This window comes from Acinetobacter gerneri DSM 14967 = CIP 107464 = MTCC 9824, assembly GCF_000368565.1.
GTDB classification, from domain to species: Bacteria; Pseudomonadota; Gammaproteobacteria; order Pseudomonadales; family Moraxellaceae; genus Acinetobacter; species Acinetobacter gerneri.
Window position 1 is genome coordinate 73,258 of the sequence record NZ_KB849542.1, and the last position, 15,483, is coordinate 88,740.

Genomic DNA, 15,483 nt, shown 5'->3' on the forward strand with positions numbered 1-15,483 from the left:
CCATCAGGATTTGTCGTTGGGGTAACAAGCGTGTTTTTACCTGCAATGACAGTTGATTTTGCGGCTTTGGCCGTTGTATCAATCGCTTGAATTGCATCATTAACATTATCTTTGCCTGTACCGCCAATGTTCGATGTAGTCACAGTGCCATCAGGATTTACGGCAGCATTACCACCGATCACCGTTTTAAAGCTATCCGATACGCCGTAAAGCTGACTGCCATTGATCGCATCTTTAGAGTCGCTTGCTACTGTACCCGCAGTTAAACCTGTAATTTTTCCAGTTGTTGCATCGGCACGGATTGCACCGACGGTGACGGAGTTAAAATCAACATCATCTGCAGTTTCAACTTTATATTCAGTTGAGCCATCAGGATTTGTACTTGGCGTAACAAGGGTATTTTTACCTGCAATCACTGTTGATTTTGCGGCTTTGGCGGTTGTATCAATCGCTTGGATTGCATCATTGACATTGTCTTTACCTGTGCCACCGATGTTGGATGTGGTTACAGTGCCGTCTGGATTTACAGCAGCATTACCACCGATCACCGTTTTAAAGCTATCCGATACGCCATAAAGCTGACTGCCGTTGATTGCATCTTTTGAATCACTTGCTACTGCACCAGCAGTTAAACCTGTGATCTTGCCTGAGCTTGCATCGGCACGGATTGCACCCACTGTGACTGAATTAAAGTCAACATCATCTGCTGTTTCGACTTTATATTCGGTTGAGCCATCAGGATTTGTGGTTGGTGTCACAAGTGTATTTTTACCTGCAATCACTGTTGATTTTGCGGCTTTGGCGGTTGTATCAATGGCTTGGATTGCATCATTGACATTGTCTTTACCTGTGCCACCGATGTTTGATGTAGTCACTGTGCCGTCTGGGTTCACTGCAGCATTACCACCAATCACAGTTTTAAAGCTATCCGATACACCATAAAGCTGACTGCCATTGATCGCATCTTTTGAATCGCTTGCCACTGTACCCGCAGTCAAACCTGTGATTTTACCTGAGCTTGCATCGGCACGGATTGCACCCACTGTGACGGAGTTAAAATCAACATCATCTGCGGTTTCGACTTTGTATTCGGTTGAACCATCTGGGTTTGTGCTTGGCGTTACAAGCGTGTTTTTACCTGCAATGACAGTTGATTTTGCAGCTTTTGCCGTTGTATCAATGGCTTGGATTGCATCATTGACGTTGTCTTTACCTGTGCCACCGATGTTGGATGTAGTTACAGTACCATCAGGATTTACTGCTGCATTACCACCGATCACCGTTTTAAAGCTATCCGATACACCATAAAGCTGACTGCCATTGATCGCATCTTTTGAATCACTTGCTACTGTTCCTGCAGTTAAACCTGTGATCTTGCCTGTAGTTGCGTCAGCATTAATTGAGCCAACAGTTAATGAACTTGCTGTCACAGAGTTGAAATCTACATCATCTGCTGTTTCAACTTTATATTCAGTTGATCCATCTGGATTGGTGCTTGGCGTTACAAGGGTGTTTTTACCTGAAATCACTGTTGATTTTGCGGCTTTGGCCGTTGTATCAATGGCTTGAATCGCATCATTGACATTGTCTTTGCCAGTGCCGCCAATGTTTGATGTAGTTACAGTACCATCAGGATTTACTGCTGCATTACCACCAATCACCGTTTTAAAGCTGTCTGAGACACCATAAAGCTGACTACCGTTGATTGCATCTTTTGAATCGCTTGCCACTGTACCTGCAGTCAAGCCTGTGATCTTGCCTGTGCTTGCATCGGCATTAATTGAACCGACAGTTAATGAACTTGCTGTTACAGAGTTAAAATCAACATCATCTGCTGTTTCGACTTTATATTCGGTTGAACCATCAGGATTTGTGGTTGGCGTAACTAAGGTGTTTTTACCTGCAACCACGGTTGATTTTGCAGCTTTGGCAGTTATATCAATGGCTTGGATTGCATCATTGACATTGTCTTTGCCTGTACCACCAATGTTTGAGGTAGTTACAGTGCCGTCTGGATTCACTGCAGCATTACCACCAATCACAGTTTTAAAGCTGTCTGAGACACCATAAAGCTGACTGCCATTGATCGCATCTTTAGAGTCGCTTGCTACTGTACCAGCAGTTAAACCTGTGATTTTTCCAGTTGTTGCATCGGCAACTATCGTTCCAACCTTTAACCCACTTGCGGTTAAGTTGACATCATTACCAATGGCCACACCATCATTATTTACAAGAGTTTGGCCAACTTTTAAACTACCTGTATCACCAAGATCAACATCTTTAGCCAACGCAATATTGAGATTGCCATTAGCATCAGAATTGACACCAATGTTGCCTGAGGTTAATTCTCCCGTTGCTCCACCCAAAACACTGAGCGTTTCACCGAGATTTTTATGTACAGTTGTCGCATTATCCGCAACATAGTTTGTTCCAGCATTACTCAGACCATTTGTAACTGCAAACAATTGTGAACCATTAACAGCATCTGTACTTGTTGCACTTACATTACCTGCTGCAACATTTATAATTTGGCGCTCGGTTCCTTTACCACCGACACTCACCACACCACTTGCTACTGAACCTTTACCTGCAAAATTTTGATTTAGTCCCGCAATAACCATACCTGTTTCTACGGTTGCTGCTCGGTCAGTCGTCGCATTCCCCAATAACACACTATTATCTTGAGTCGATTTAATCGAGTTACCTACTGCCACTGTATTTTTATTTGCAACATTTGCGCTGGCACCTATGCCAATTGAATTAGCTCCTGCCACATTCGCCTGTCCCCCCATAGCAATCGAATTTGTACCCGTTGCCTTTGTTGCAGATCCAAGTATGCCTGCTCCACCAATAGCAATGGCTGAACTACCTGTTGCTTGCGCACCATTCCCTTGTGATGCTGCACCACCTAAAGCAACACTTCCAGTACCTGATGAAGTTGAATTATTACCTAATGAGACGGAACCTATTCCAGATGAATTACTAAATGAACCGAGTGCTGTTCCGTAACCAAAAGTACCTGTAGTTGCCTTGTATCCTACAGCTACGCTGTAACCGCCCTCAAGTATACTACTATAATTACCCGGCGCATTTGCCATATAGCCAAGTGCTGTTCCGTTATACCCAGCATTACTGTTATAACCTACCGCAACGCCATGTACACCGGCATTATTTGATCCACCGCCACCCGCACCAGAACCGACATTACCACCACCAATCGCAACCCCATATTCACCCGTTACGCTCGAATTGTTACCCAGTGCAACACCCCAATACCCTTCTCCAGTTCCTGCTGTATTTTTTGCATTTACAGAGGCACCACTACCAATTGCAATACCTGATAAAGTTTGTACGTTAGCGTCACTACCAATCGCTATTGAATTGTTGGCACTTGCCGCAATTGCACCATTACCCATTGCAATACCATTTGTCGCACTCGCTGTACTATTCACACCTGCAGCCAATGCATTAGTACCTGTCGCACCATCATTGTTATAATTTGAACCCTGAGTTCCACCATCATTCACACTGTAATAATGCGTTTCTTGCGCCTTAAGTTGAGCTAAATTTACCGCATCTGTATCAGCCTGACCTGCAGCCACATTTTCGATTTTATTAGATGATGCATCCAAACCTTGCGCTGTAACCTTACCAGCAAAAACAGGAGCATCGACAACATCATATTTATACGTTTTGCTTACAGGATCAAATGTGGCTTTGGTATTTTTACCATCAGCCATATTTAAAGTGCTTCCCAAAGGTAGATTTGTTGCTGTGCCACCATTCACAGCAAAATTTAACCCTTTATTGGCTGTCGTTAATGCAGTATCAGCAGTCGTTTTAACGATTCCAATGGCACCATCAATTGTAGAAGATGTGGTTCCACCGATATTTTTTGCAGTCATTTCTCCTGTTCCAGAGTCAATCATTGCACTCGGACCGATAAGATCAGCTAAATTACTTTGTGCAGCATAGAGTTGTGATCCATTTACAGCATCTTTGCTTTGTGCTGTGATTAGACCATCACCAACATTAGCAATATACAATCCTGCCGCATCTATACCAGTAGCAGTAAAGCTTGGACCATTTGTAATGCTCAACCCTTCTGAATTAACTAATGTGTCGCCAACAGCCACACTACCATTTTCTGTTAAATCAATATTTTTATTTAAATTAACTGCAATTTCAGCATTATTATCTGTACCCGTTTGCTGAACAGCTACGTTATTATCACCAGTAAATTTGACTGAGCCACCAGGTCCAATATTGGCAGGTGTCGTCCCATCAGTCGCTGTCCAACCTGAAGATGCCAATGTTTTCACAGCTTTTAACTGTGCAAGGTTTACAGCATCAGTGTCTTGACTCCCCGCCGCTACGCCTGTGATTTGACGGGTAATATTATTTGCACTGTCTCCAATAGACACAGCACCTGCTGTACTTTTCCAAGTACTAGTCGTATCAGTAGAAGCTGCTGAGGTTTTCGGATCATACCCCGCAGCTCCTGCCGCTGTATTTGATACAGAACTTGCACCTAATGCCACGCCTTTGTCCACAGATACATTTGTAGCATTACCTAGCGCAGTAGTGTTATCTCCCAGAGCAACTGCCGTGTTACCTAGTGCAACAGCGTTGGCACCAAGACCAGCTGCCCCTCGTCCTACAGCAACAGCATTCTCACCTTGAGTAAATGCAAATAAACCAGTTGCTACAGAATTTGTTCCAACAGCATTGGCACTACCGATCGCAATTGCATAATCTGCTGAATTTGAACCATCACCTATTGCAACTGAATTAAATCCAGCACTCGTGTTGTAGCCAACAGCAACCGCATTATCTTTTGCAACACCGTTGGCACCTATTGCTACGCCGCCATTTAAACTAGAATTATTATAACCAATGGCTACACTGCTTCTATTATTAAAATTTTGATTTACAGCAGTATTATTATTTCCAAGTACAACTTCATTACCAATCCCCTTGGTGCTGGAATTACTACCAACAACGATACCTCCAGCCGCTTTTGAATTACTACCAATGGCGATATCACCAGTTGTCGGTCCATTTATTGGTGTTAATACTGTCTCAGCATTTACATTTGAACCTATGGCAACTCCATTTTCACTATTACTAACTGCACCTACACCTGAAGCAATGGCATTTTTACCTGTTGCACCATCATTATTATAATTTGCACCAGTGCTGCCATTATCATTCACACTATAATAGTGAGTTTGTTGTGCCTTAAGTTGCGCCACATTTACAGCATCATTCGGTGCGACACCATTTGCAACATTTGAAATAACTTGATTGCTTGCATCGAAGCCTTGTGCTGTCACTTTCCCAGCAAAATTTGGCGCATCAACTACGCTATATTGATATGATTTTGTTGAAGAATTATAAGTTGCTGTAGTATTTTTCCCATTAGAAAAATCAACCGTTCCACCCAAAGGGATATTACTAGGATTTGCACCATTTGTAGAAAAATTCAAACCTAAATTTGCAGTTTTCAGCGCGTTATCAGCTGTTGTTTTAACAAAGCTGATCGCATCATCAATCGTATTTTGATTTGTTCCTGCAACATTTCGAACAGTAATCTCACCCGTATTAGAATCTATAAGTGCTGATTTACCAATCGCTGTCGCAACATTACTCATCGAATTGTAGAGTTGAGAGCCATTAATTCCGTCTTGACTCGAAGCTGTGACCAGACCATCAGCTAAATTTGCAAGATACAAACCATTTGCATCAAAAACCTCTCTGGACAATGTTGGGCCATTTTCAATATATAAGCCATCACCCGCTATAATCGAAGTACCATTTGAGTCCGTGATAGCCATCTCAGCATGGCTTAATTGCACTGCACTTAAAACTAAAATGCCACCAACAACCGTCACTTTACTGCTTTTTTTTCCAGCTTTAGCGAGTTCGGAGACAACGACCCAAACACCTAAAGCCTTGTTCCATACAATTTTATATACCTTATTCATGGGGGAATTCCTCAAAACATCACTTTTTATTCTGTGATTTAATATAGATTGTTGTGTTAAAGTGTGAACTTGTTATTGTTTTAGGATAGTTTATGTTTATTCTTTGAGCAATTAATATTTGAATAATTATTAAAATATTTTATAGATTAAGTTAACAAATACTTATCTTTTTGAATGGAATAATTAAATAAGAAACTGTGTTGGTGAGTATTTTACGTAGAATAGTCAAATTATTAGGATGACTTTTAATATATTTTTATTATTTTCACATAATTTTTCTAATAATATAAGTAAAAGTATAGATTTAGCTTAAATCTATACTTTTAAATTTTTATTTATAATATTTCAAAGTGGATGAACAGAAGCTATTTTTTCACTAATCATCGCTGCGGTTGCCGCAGACAATGTCCACCCTAGATGACCATGACCTGTATTATAAAAAATACGTTCATTTTTACCTTGCCGTACCACAGGCATCATATTGGGCATCATTGGACGTAACCCCGCCCAAGGCACACAACTTTTAGTTGAAATATTAAAGTTACGATTTGCCCAATCAATCAGAGGTTGGATTCGATCTGCCCGAATATCCCGATTATAGCCATTAAATTCGGCAGTACCTGCTATACGTAAGCGATCTTTACCCAATCGTGAAGTCACAATTTTTGCGCTTTCATCCAACAAGCTCACCCACGGCGCGACATCAACACTGTGTTGATCTAACAGATTGATCGTAATCGAATATCCCTTTACAGGATAAACATTGATTCGTTCACCTAATTGATGCGACAACTGATAACTCCCCACACCACCACAAACCAAGACAGCATCAGCTTGCAGAGTTTCAATTTGCTCTGCATCTGACTGCATGTTCTCTATACTTGCTTGATATTGGATTGAAACTGCGTGCTCTTGTTTTTTTATATCCATCACGTCATAGCCAAATAAATATTTAACGCCTAGACGCTCTGCTACTTTTGCCAATGCCACAGTAAATTTATGAATATCACCCGTTGCATCTTTTGGACAATAAAACCCAGCATAATATTTTCCTGTCAAAGCAGGTTCTATTTGCTTGATCTCATCTGCGCTGACTGCATGACGTTCTAAACCACCACTACACAATAGATCATTGACTTGGGTCGCAATTTTAAAATCATTTTCATTATGGTAAAAATGTAAAATCCCACGTTTTTCCAAATCAAACTGAATATTTTCTTGTTCAGCAATTTGAAATAATCGTTCTCGTGCCAGCAATGCAAGACGCACTGTTTCTCTTGTATTTTCTTGGTAATGCTTAATTTGCCCCAAGAACTCAACCAACCATGCATATTTATGTAAATCAAACGAAGGATTGAGCAATAAAGGTGCATCTTTTCTTGCCATCCACTTAATGCCTTTCAGTACAGTTGATTTTTGATTCCAGACTTCTGCATTACATGCAGACAACTGCCCACCATTGGCAAATGAGGTTTCCATGGCAGGATAAAGATGCCGATCGATGACAGTGACTTGATAACCTTTTTTTATCAACTCATAGGCGGAGGTCACTCCAGTAATCCCAGATCCAACAATCACAATATGACACATAGCACACTCCTTGAAATATGATCTTCCAACGTATGCCCCATCTGTCTCTTGTACCTGAGAGTTTCGATATAAATTTATAAATTTCAAATCTATACCATCCCCTTCGGTGAGCTATTAATCTATAAAAAAACAGCTACTCTCCAGATTTTGGTCATGAATACAGTCCTTTTGCCTGAGAGTTTCCGGGGTCGTTGCTCCTTCGGCGAGTGTTTAGCACTGCTCTCCTGCATTCATTTTGTGTTTTTATTGCACACTCTTTCTCAAATATATCGCTATTTTATGAACAATTGATGATGAACTATGGAGCAATAAATATGCCATCTATTCAACTTCATAAGCCCAAATGCTAAATTTAACGATATTTTCCTAGTTAAGATTTTGAAATATAACGACTTACATCCAAATCATCTGCTTGAATTTTTGGTGTTTGATTTGAGATCAAATCTGCCAATAACTGTGCAGAACCACAAGACATTGTCCAGCCTAGCGTTCCATGCCCTGTATTGGTATATAAATTTGTATATTTGGTTTTACCGACGATCGGTGTGCCATCAGGAGTTGCTGGACGTAAACCTGTCCAAAAATTTGCATTACTCATATCGCTTGCCAATGGGAACAATTGTTGTAAAACCATCAACAACGTCTCCTCACGACCTTGCTCTAATGAATAATCAAATCCAGATATTTCCGCCATACCACCTACACGAATACGTTCATCAAAACGTGTTAAGGCAATTTTATAGGTTTCATCCAAAATAGTTGAAACGGGTGACAATTCTGGATTTGAAATCTGAGTAGTGATCGAATAGCCTTTCAAAGGATAAACTGGCGCTTCGATATCCAATTGATGCAACATTTCATGGCTAAAACTTCCTGTCGCCATCACATAAATATCGCCTTTGACTGTACGACCATCTTTGAGTTTGACCGCAGTTATTTTATCTAGTTGTTTTTCTACACTTTCAATAGTTGAATTAAATAAAAAATTTACGCCTTGCTTGGCAGCGAGCTCCGCCAATTCGGTTGTAAATTTTTGACAATCTCCCGTCTGATCATTGGGAAGTCTTAAGCCTCCAACAAAGTCCACTGTCGCTTGCAATAATGCAGGCTCTGCTTGTATCACCCCTTTTTTATCCAACAGCTCATACGGTACGCCTTCTTCTTTTAATACGGCTATATCTTTCTCAGCAGCATCTAATTGTTGTTGTTTTCTAAAAAGTTGTAGAGTACCCAGTTGTCTTTCATCAAAATGGATCCCTGTTTCTGCACGCAATTCATTCAAACAATCACGGCTATATTCGGACAAGCGCACCATTCGTTCTTTATTGATTTTATAACGGTGAGTATTACACTCAGCCAGCATTTGTACCATCCAATGATACTGATAAAAATCGCCAGTCAATTTGATCGAAAGTGGTGCATGATGTTGAAATAGCCATTTGAATGCTTTTAAAGGCACACCGGGCGCTGCCCACGGTGATGCATAACCTGGAGAAATTTGACCTGCATTGGCAAAACTGGTTTCTAGAGCAACGCCCGGTTGACGGTCAATCACAGTGACTTCATGACCTGCTTTATTGAGATAATATGCTGTAGTCGTTCCAATGACCCCTGCACCCATTACGATTATATGCATAAAGCACCTTCAGTATCTTGAGTTATAAAATGTTCTAGGTTGTTATGACTATGCCGACTGAAAAACAGGGTTCTAATTTTGCTTAAAAATAATTCGATGTTATAAAATTAGCATGAATAATTGATTATTGTAATATCTGTTTTAGCACTTTTTCTTTACACTTAGCACATAAAAATAAGGCTCTAATCAACCTAATTGTTGTCTTTATCTTATTAAATGGACTTTTAGAATCATTTCAGAACTTAAAAGCCCTTATTCGATTAGAATTATTTAAAATAATAAAATCAATAATTCGGTAAATTAATGTGATTGCGACTGTAAAATCAGCTTAGCCAATTGTAAATCATCATAATAGGTTATTTTGATATTATCAGAACGCCCTTGCACAACTTCAACATTTACGCCGACATGCTCCAAAGCACTTGCTTCATCTGTAATCACTACTTGATCAGCCAATGCTTGTTCAATCGCATTTTTCAATATACTTAACGGCGCAATTTGAGGCGTTTGAGCTTGCCATAAAAACTCACGACTCACTGTTTTTTCGATCTTATTTCCAGATAAAACCTGCTTTAAAGTATCACGTACGGGTACAGCCAAAATTACACAACAACTTTTATCCTGTGCAGTTTGCAATAATTGCTGTAAAGACTCAAAACTCACACATGGACGAGCAGCATCATGTACCAAAACCAAATCATTCGGATCGGCGATTTTACTGAGATAATTTAAGGCATTTAAGACAGAATCAACGCGCTCTTTGCCACCCTGACAAAAATGTGCTTTATCTTTGTTTGAAAATGGCAAAGTCTGAGCAAGGTCGTCATCTGCTGAAATCGCCAAAACGTAACCCGCTAACGGCAGATCGTTTAAGCGCTGAACAGTATGTTCGATCACAGTTTTTTCTTGGATCAGTTGGTATTGTTTTAACTCGGTTTTTGAAAAACGACTTCCAGAACCAGCAGCAGGGATCACTGCCCAAATTTTAGTGGGCATCTTCTGTCAGAGCTCCATCACCATCTTCACTTCCAGTATTTTGTTTCAAACTTGGATCAAGATAAATAGGTTTATAATTGGTACTGACGGTACTCATTTGCACAAAAGTTTCATGTGGCTTAATTAGACCTAGATCTAAACGTGCATGCTCTTCAATTGCTTCTGCACCATTTTTCAGATCATAAACTTCAGCCGCTAAAATGCGATTACGCTCTTTCAGCTCAGTATTGACTGCTGCTTCTTGTTTGATTTGATCAAGCAAGGCTTGATGAGGGAAATACCCTCCCTCTCCGTACCAAAAGCTATATTGCAGTGCTGCAACAATAATCAGCGCAACAACCAATATCACTTTACTCGAAGTTGTCTTAAATACTTCTAACATACTATTTTATGTCTAAAATGTCTTATACCCACTAACACGCTAATATACAGCAATTTATATAGGCTAAAAACATCAACCTGCAAAAATATGCAAAACTATACAAAACTTTTATTCGATAAAAAGCTAAAAATTCAAATCATCACTATTTCCACAAAAAAACGATCTAAAACTAAAATTTATTGAAAGATTTGATATCCCAAATCTACTTTTAAAACATAGAAATAAGTGACTATTTTATATACTCAGCAATCTGATATTTTCAGCTCATACACACTTTGCATTTAAAATCCGATATATAAAAAAACGCCCAATGTGAACCATTGGACGTTTAATCAATAAGCTGTACTTATTTTAAAGATATCTAAACATTAAATGATTAGACTCGGTGAATTAATCACCTGTATAACCTTTTAATTTTAAACGCGCAGCATGTAAAAGTGGCTCTGTATAACCAGAAGGCTGTTCGCCACCTTTAAAGATGAGATCATAAGCTGCTTGGTATGCATAGCCATCAAAACCAGGTGCCATTGGCGTATATTCTGGATCATTCGCATTTTGCTCATCCACAATTTTAGCCATACGTTGCATCACTTCTTCAACTTGCTCTTTGCTTACGATACCGTGACGTAACCAGTTTGCAACGTGTTGAGAAGAAATACGAAGTGTTGCACGGTCTTCCATCAAACCAACGTTATTGATATCTGGAACTTTCGAACAACCTACACCCAAGTCAACCCAACGAACCACATAACCCAAGATACCTTGGCAGTTATTTTCAAGTTCTTTGGTTTTTTCTTCTTCAGACCAGTTGGTGTCTTTTGCTAACGGTGGAGTCAACAAATCATCAAGTGGTAATGCTTCAGTTTGCAACAATTCTTGCTGACGTGAAGGTACTGAAACTTTGTGATAGTGAATCGCATGGATCACAGCACCTGTTGGCGATGGAACCCAGGCACAGCTTGCACCTGCTTCAGGATGTTCGATTTTGCTGTTGTACATATCAAGCAACATATCAGGTTTTGGCCACATGCCTTTACCGATTTGCGCTTTACCACGTAAACCTGCTTGTAAACCAACCATAACGTTGCGGTTTTCGTAAGCTGGGAACCAAATTTGCGCTTTAACTTCACCCTTACGAACGAAAGGACCAGCTTCCATAAAGGTATGGATTTCATCACCAGTACGGTCCATGAAACCAGTATTGATGAAAATGGTACGATCTTTCGCTTGAGCAATACAGTTTTTCAAGTTTACAGATGTACGGCGTTCTTCATCCATAATCCCGATTTTTAAAGTTTTTGCAGGTAAACCGAGTGCTTGTTCCGCACGTTCGAACAATTCAACTGCAAATGCAACTTCTTCTGGACCATGCATTTTTGGTTTAACGATATACATAGAACCTTTACGAGAGTTCTTGATTTCGTTTTGACCTTTGATGTCTGCAAATGAAAGCAATGGAGTAATCAATGCATCCATGATGCCTTCATAGATTTCAGCACCATCAACCAAGATCGCAGGGTTAGTCATTAAGTGACCAACATTACGAAGCAACATCAATGAACGACCATGAATTTTTGTTTCACCACCGATCAAGTTTTTATGCGTTAGATCAGGATTAAGTTTACGTGTGATCGTCTTACCATTTTTCTCGATAGACTCTTCAAGCGTACCTTTCATCAAGCCTAACCAGTTACGGTAGCCTTCAACTTTTTCTTCAGCATCAACCGCTGCGATCGAATCTTCCAAATCTTGGATCGTTGTTACAGCAGCTTCCAATGTTAAATCTTTAACACCCGCTGTATCAGTTTGACCAATTGGGCTAGATGCATCAATTTCTATGACTACATGTAGACCATTGTTTTTGAGTACGATTTGAGTCGGTGCAGATGCTTCACCATTGAAACCAACAAATTGAGCTTCATGTTTTAAAGATGTTTTTGCGCCATCTTTTAAAGTCACAACAAGTTTATTTTGCTCAACCACATACGAAGTTACGTCTTTGTGCGAACCTTGTGCAAGTGGGAAAGTTTCGTCTAGGAAGTTTTTAGCAAATTCGATAACTTTTGCGCCACGAACAGGGTTATAGCCCTTACCTTTTTCAGCGCCACCTTCTTCTGAAATGACGTCAAAACCATATAATGCGTCATATAGAGAACCCCAACGTGCATTTGCTGCATTTAAGCAATAACGCGCATTACGCACAGGTACTACAAGTTGTGGACCAGCCAATAATGCAATTTCTTCGTCTACATTTTCAGTGCTGATTTTGAAATCTTCTACTTCTGGTAATAAGTAACCAATTTCTTTAAGGAAAGCTTTGTAAGCTTCTAATTCAAATTTATTGTTGCGGTGCCATTCATCAATTTTAGCCTGAATATCATCACGCTTCGCTAAAAGCGCTTTGTTTTTTGGGCTAAGATCGACAACAACTTGTTCAAAATTCTTCCAGTATGTTTCACTGTCCAAACCTGAACCTGGTAAAGCTTCATTTTCGATAAAATCGTAGAGTTCTTTAGCAATCGCTAACTTGCCTTTTTGAATACGTGCAGTCATTGTCTTTCCTGAATATTGCTACTTTTTATAACAAGAGATTCTTAGTATACCGATTTATACCTTGCTGAATAGTAATATCACGATCCTAAATAGTAAGCATTTTAAATTGAATACATGGTGATATTCCCAAATAAAATACAGATCAAGATATGAACAACATCAACAATTTGAATACTCTTTCCACAGTGTATAAAGTTTTGAAAATGTCGAAATTAGACTTAAGTGAAGAAAGTGCCATTATTTTTGATCATTTTTCATTTTATACAGTTTTATGCCCCTAGTGATTAAGCCATGAATATGCAAAAATGTCGATGATTTATACAAATCGTTAAATATTAAAATCGTAAAGCGGGATGAGTCGCTAAATGCCAAAACAAAAAATTAAAATAGCGATCGTAACGCCAACCTATCAACGTGATTTTTTTCTTGCCCAAACACTGTCCTATATCGAACAACAACAGCAAGCGTGTTTCGAATTGCGTTGGTTTGTCTTAGACGATTCAGCGCAAATTTCAAGCCATGCAATATATTTCCAAGATAAAAAATTTGTCGAATATATGTGGCTCGAAAAAAAATTACCTTTAGGGGAAAAGCGCAATCTTCTCAATCAAATGGCAAAAAATTGGGGCGCTGAAATGATTTGCAGTATGGATGATGATGATTGGTACGGACCAACCTATATTTCTGAAATGTACAATCTATTATTTTCCCAATCCGATTTGTTATTTTCAGGTTCAGCCGAAGACTATTATTATGATCTCGCGCACGATCGTATCTTGCGCATTCCTGCTTTCTATCCTGATTCAAGCTGCAATGGTGTTTTGTGCTACAAAGTTGCGGCACTTGATCAGCACCGTTACCAAGCTACAGCTCAGTTTGCAGAGGAAAGTCATTTTTTAAATCATGCAAAAGTGCTACAACTCCCTGATATCAAAAGTGTTCACTTAGCCTTGGCTCATCCAAGCAATACTGTTTCAAAAAAGAATTTTTGTTCGGAACAATATACAACTCAACTAAGTTTAGATGATTTGCCAATGTTGGAAAAAGACAAAGCATTTTATAGACAGTTGCATTTAGATTTTAACAATCGACAATAAGCCATTTTGCTTATCCATAAAAAAAGAGTGCCATAGCACTCTTTTAAAACTTGAAATTGAAAGTTTTATTCAACTTTCAACTCTTTTTCTTGGATCAGGCGATGTTCTGATTGTAAATAATCATCCGATTGCATTTCGAGTAAACGTGAACGTGTACGCTCAATCTCAAATGCCAATTTTTCGCCTTCATAAATTTCAATAATTGAATCAGCAGAGGTCAATAACAGTTTTACTCCACGATCATAAAACTCATCGACCAAATAAATAAAACGACGCGTTCCTTCAGACAGGTTGTCGTTTAAATGCGGCACATTGCTGACCAGAACAGTATTATAAATATTGGCAATTTCAATAAAGTCCGACGGGCTACGTGGCTTCATACAGAGTTCAGAAAATTCACACCAAAGTACATCTTCGGTATGACCCAATGTTTCGACGATACGATGGTTGATGGTAATCGGTGAACTTGAAACGGTTTGCGTTTGAGTCAATGCTGTAAAACGCTCATTCATCCATGCTTTATTTTCATCATTTAATGGCGTTTTAAATAATTGAGCTTGTTTAAGTACACGTAAACGGTAATCAATCCCTGCATCTACATTTAAAACGACACAGTATTTTTTAACCATTTCAATGGTCGGTATAAAACGATCACGATGGATACCATTTTTATAAAGTCCATCTGGTGCGATATTTGAAGTTGCCACCAAAGTGATCCCACGAGAGAACAGCTTTTGGAACAAATCGCTCAAAATCATCGCATCTGTTACGTTTGAAACGAAAAACTCATCAAAACAAATCACAACAGCGTCTTTGTAGATTTGATCTGCAACGATATCTAGTGGATTACGCTGACCTGAAAGTTTATTCAACTCTTTATGTACATATTGCATAAAGTGATGAAAATGCATACGTGTTTTACGACGAAATGGAATAGATTCGAAAAATTGATCCATCAACCAAGTTTTACCACGACCAACCCCACCCCACATATACACACCACGTGGCGAAGTTTGACGACGAAAACGTCTAAATGCTTTTTTAGAAGCTTTATAGCGGTTGATTAGCTCTTGCCAAACTCGGTCTAACTCACGAACGGCTTGCTCTTGAACAGGATCTGATACAAATTTTCCAGAACTAATCGCCTGTTCATATCGTTCCGCAGGTGAAACTGGAGTAAAAGATGTATTTTGACTTGATTTTAAATCTAACATAGCGCTCGTGTACTTTATTTTTGGCCGA

Annotated in this window: 7 protein-coding genes, 1 pseudogene and 1 riboswitch; of the genes and pseudogenes, 1 reads left to right on the top strand and 7 read right to left on the bottom strand. The window is 39.3% G+C overall.

Annotated features, from left to right (window positions below):
• The 6 genes and pseudogenes from F960_RS21460 to F960_RS05950 all read right to left on the bottom strand — a co-directional run.
• Positions 1-5,927, bottom strand: a pseudogene (locus F960_RS21460) (hypothetical protein); the annotation flags it as partial.
• A 405-nt stretch (positions 5,928-6,332) separates the two neighbouring features.
• Positions 6,333-7,577: a D-amino acid dehydrogenase gene (locus F960_RS05930; RefSeq protein ID WP_004860759.1), complete on the bottom strand. Its 1,245-nt coding sequence runs from the start codon at positions 7,575-7,577 to the stop codon at positions 6,333-6,335.
• A gap of 150 nt (positions 7,578-7,727) precedes the next feature.
• Positions 7,728-7,814: riboswitch (glycine riboswitch) on the bottom strand.
• Between the two features lie 133 nt (positions 7,815-7,947).
• On the bottom strand, positions 7,948-9,213 hold the full coding sequence (locus F960_RS05935; RefSeq protein ID WP_004860762.1) for a D-amino acid dehydrogenase: 1,266 nt from the start codon (positions 9,211-9,213) through the stop codon (positions 7,948-7,950).
• A gap of 300 nt (positions 9,214-9,513) precedes the next feature.
• Positions 9,514-10,209, bottom strand: a complete 696-nt coding sequence (gene ispD, locus F960_RS05940; protein WP_004860765.1) for a 2-C-methyl-D-erythritol 4-phosphate cytidylyltransferase — start codon at positions 10,207-10,209, stop codon at positions 9,514-9,516.
• A complete protein-coding gene (locus F960_RS05945; protein WP_004860768.1) occupies positions 10,199-10,591 on the bottom strand; it encodes a septum formation initiator family protein in 393 nt (130 codons plus the stop codon). Before F960_RS05945 ends, ispD begins: the two co-directional genes overlap by 11 nt.
• 390 nt (positions 10,592-10,981) lie before the next feature.
• Complete coding sequence (locus F960_RS05950; RefSeq protein WP_004860769.1) at positions 10,982-13,144, bottom strand: malate synthase G; 2,163 nt, start codon at positions 13,142-13,144, stop codon at positions 10,982-10,984.
• A 365-nt stretch (positions 13,145-13,509) separates the two neighbouring features.
• On the opposite strand from F960_RS05950, the gene F960_RS05955 reads away from it, so the two are divergent.
• Entirely contained in the window at positions 13,510-14,241 is a 732-nt protein-coding gene (locus tag F960_RS05955) for a glycosyltransferase family 2 protein (protein WP_004860773.1), read from the top strand.
• A 65-nt stretch (positions 14,242-14,306) separates the two neighbouring features.
• On the opposite strand, the gene zapE is transcribed toward F960_RS05955, so the two are convergent.
• Positions 14,307-15,455 carry a cell division protein ZapE gene (gene zapE, locus F960_RS05960; RefSeq protein ID WP_004860776.1) on the bottom strand — a complete coding sequence of 383 codons (1,149 nt, stop codon included), beginning with the start codon at positions 15,453-15,455 and terminating at the stop codon, positions 14,307-14,309.
• Positions 15,456-15,483: the final 28 nt, after the last annotated feature.

Excerpts from the sequence above, each read along its gene's own strand:
- F960_RS05950 (WP_004860769.1), bottom strand. The coding sequence starts at position 13,144 with ATGACTGCACGTATTCAAAAAGGCAAGTTAGCGATTGCTAAAGAACTC.
- zapE (WP_004860776.1), bottom strand. The coding sequence starts at position 15,455 with ATGTTAGATTTAAAATCAAGTCAAAATACATCTTTTACTCCAGTTTCA.
- F960_RS05935 (WP_004860762.1), bottom strand. The coding sequence starts at position 9,213 with ATGCATATAATCGTAATGGGTGCAGGGGTCATTGGAACGACTACAGCA.
- F960_RS05945 (WP_004860768.1), bottom strand. The coding sequence starts at position 10,591 with ATGTTAGAAGTATTTAAGACAACTTCGAGTAAAGTGATATTGGTTGTT.
- ispD (WP_004860765.1), bottom strand. The coding sequence starts at position 10,209 with ATGCCCACTAAAATTTGGGCAGTGATCCCTGCTGCTGGTTCTGGAAGT.
- F960_RS05930 (WP_004860759.1), bottom strand. The coding sequence starts at position 7,577 with ATGTGTCATATTGTGATTGTTGGATCTGGGATTACTGGAGTGACCTCC.
- F960_RS05955 (WP_004860773.1), top strand. The coding sequence starts at position 13,510 with ATGCCAAAACAAAAAATTAAAATAGCGATCGTAACGCCAACCTATCAA.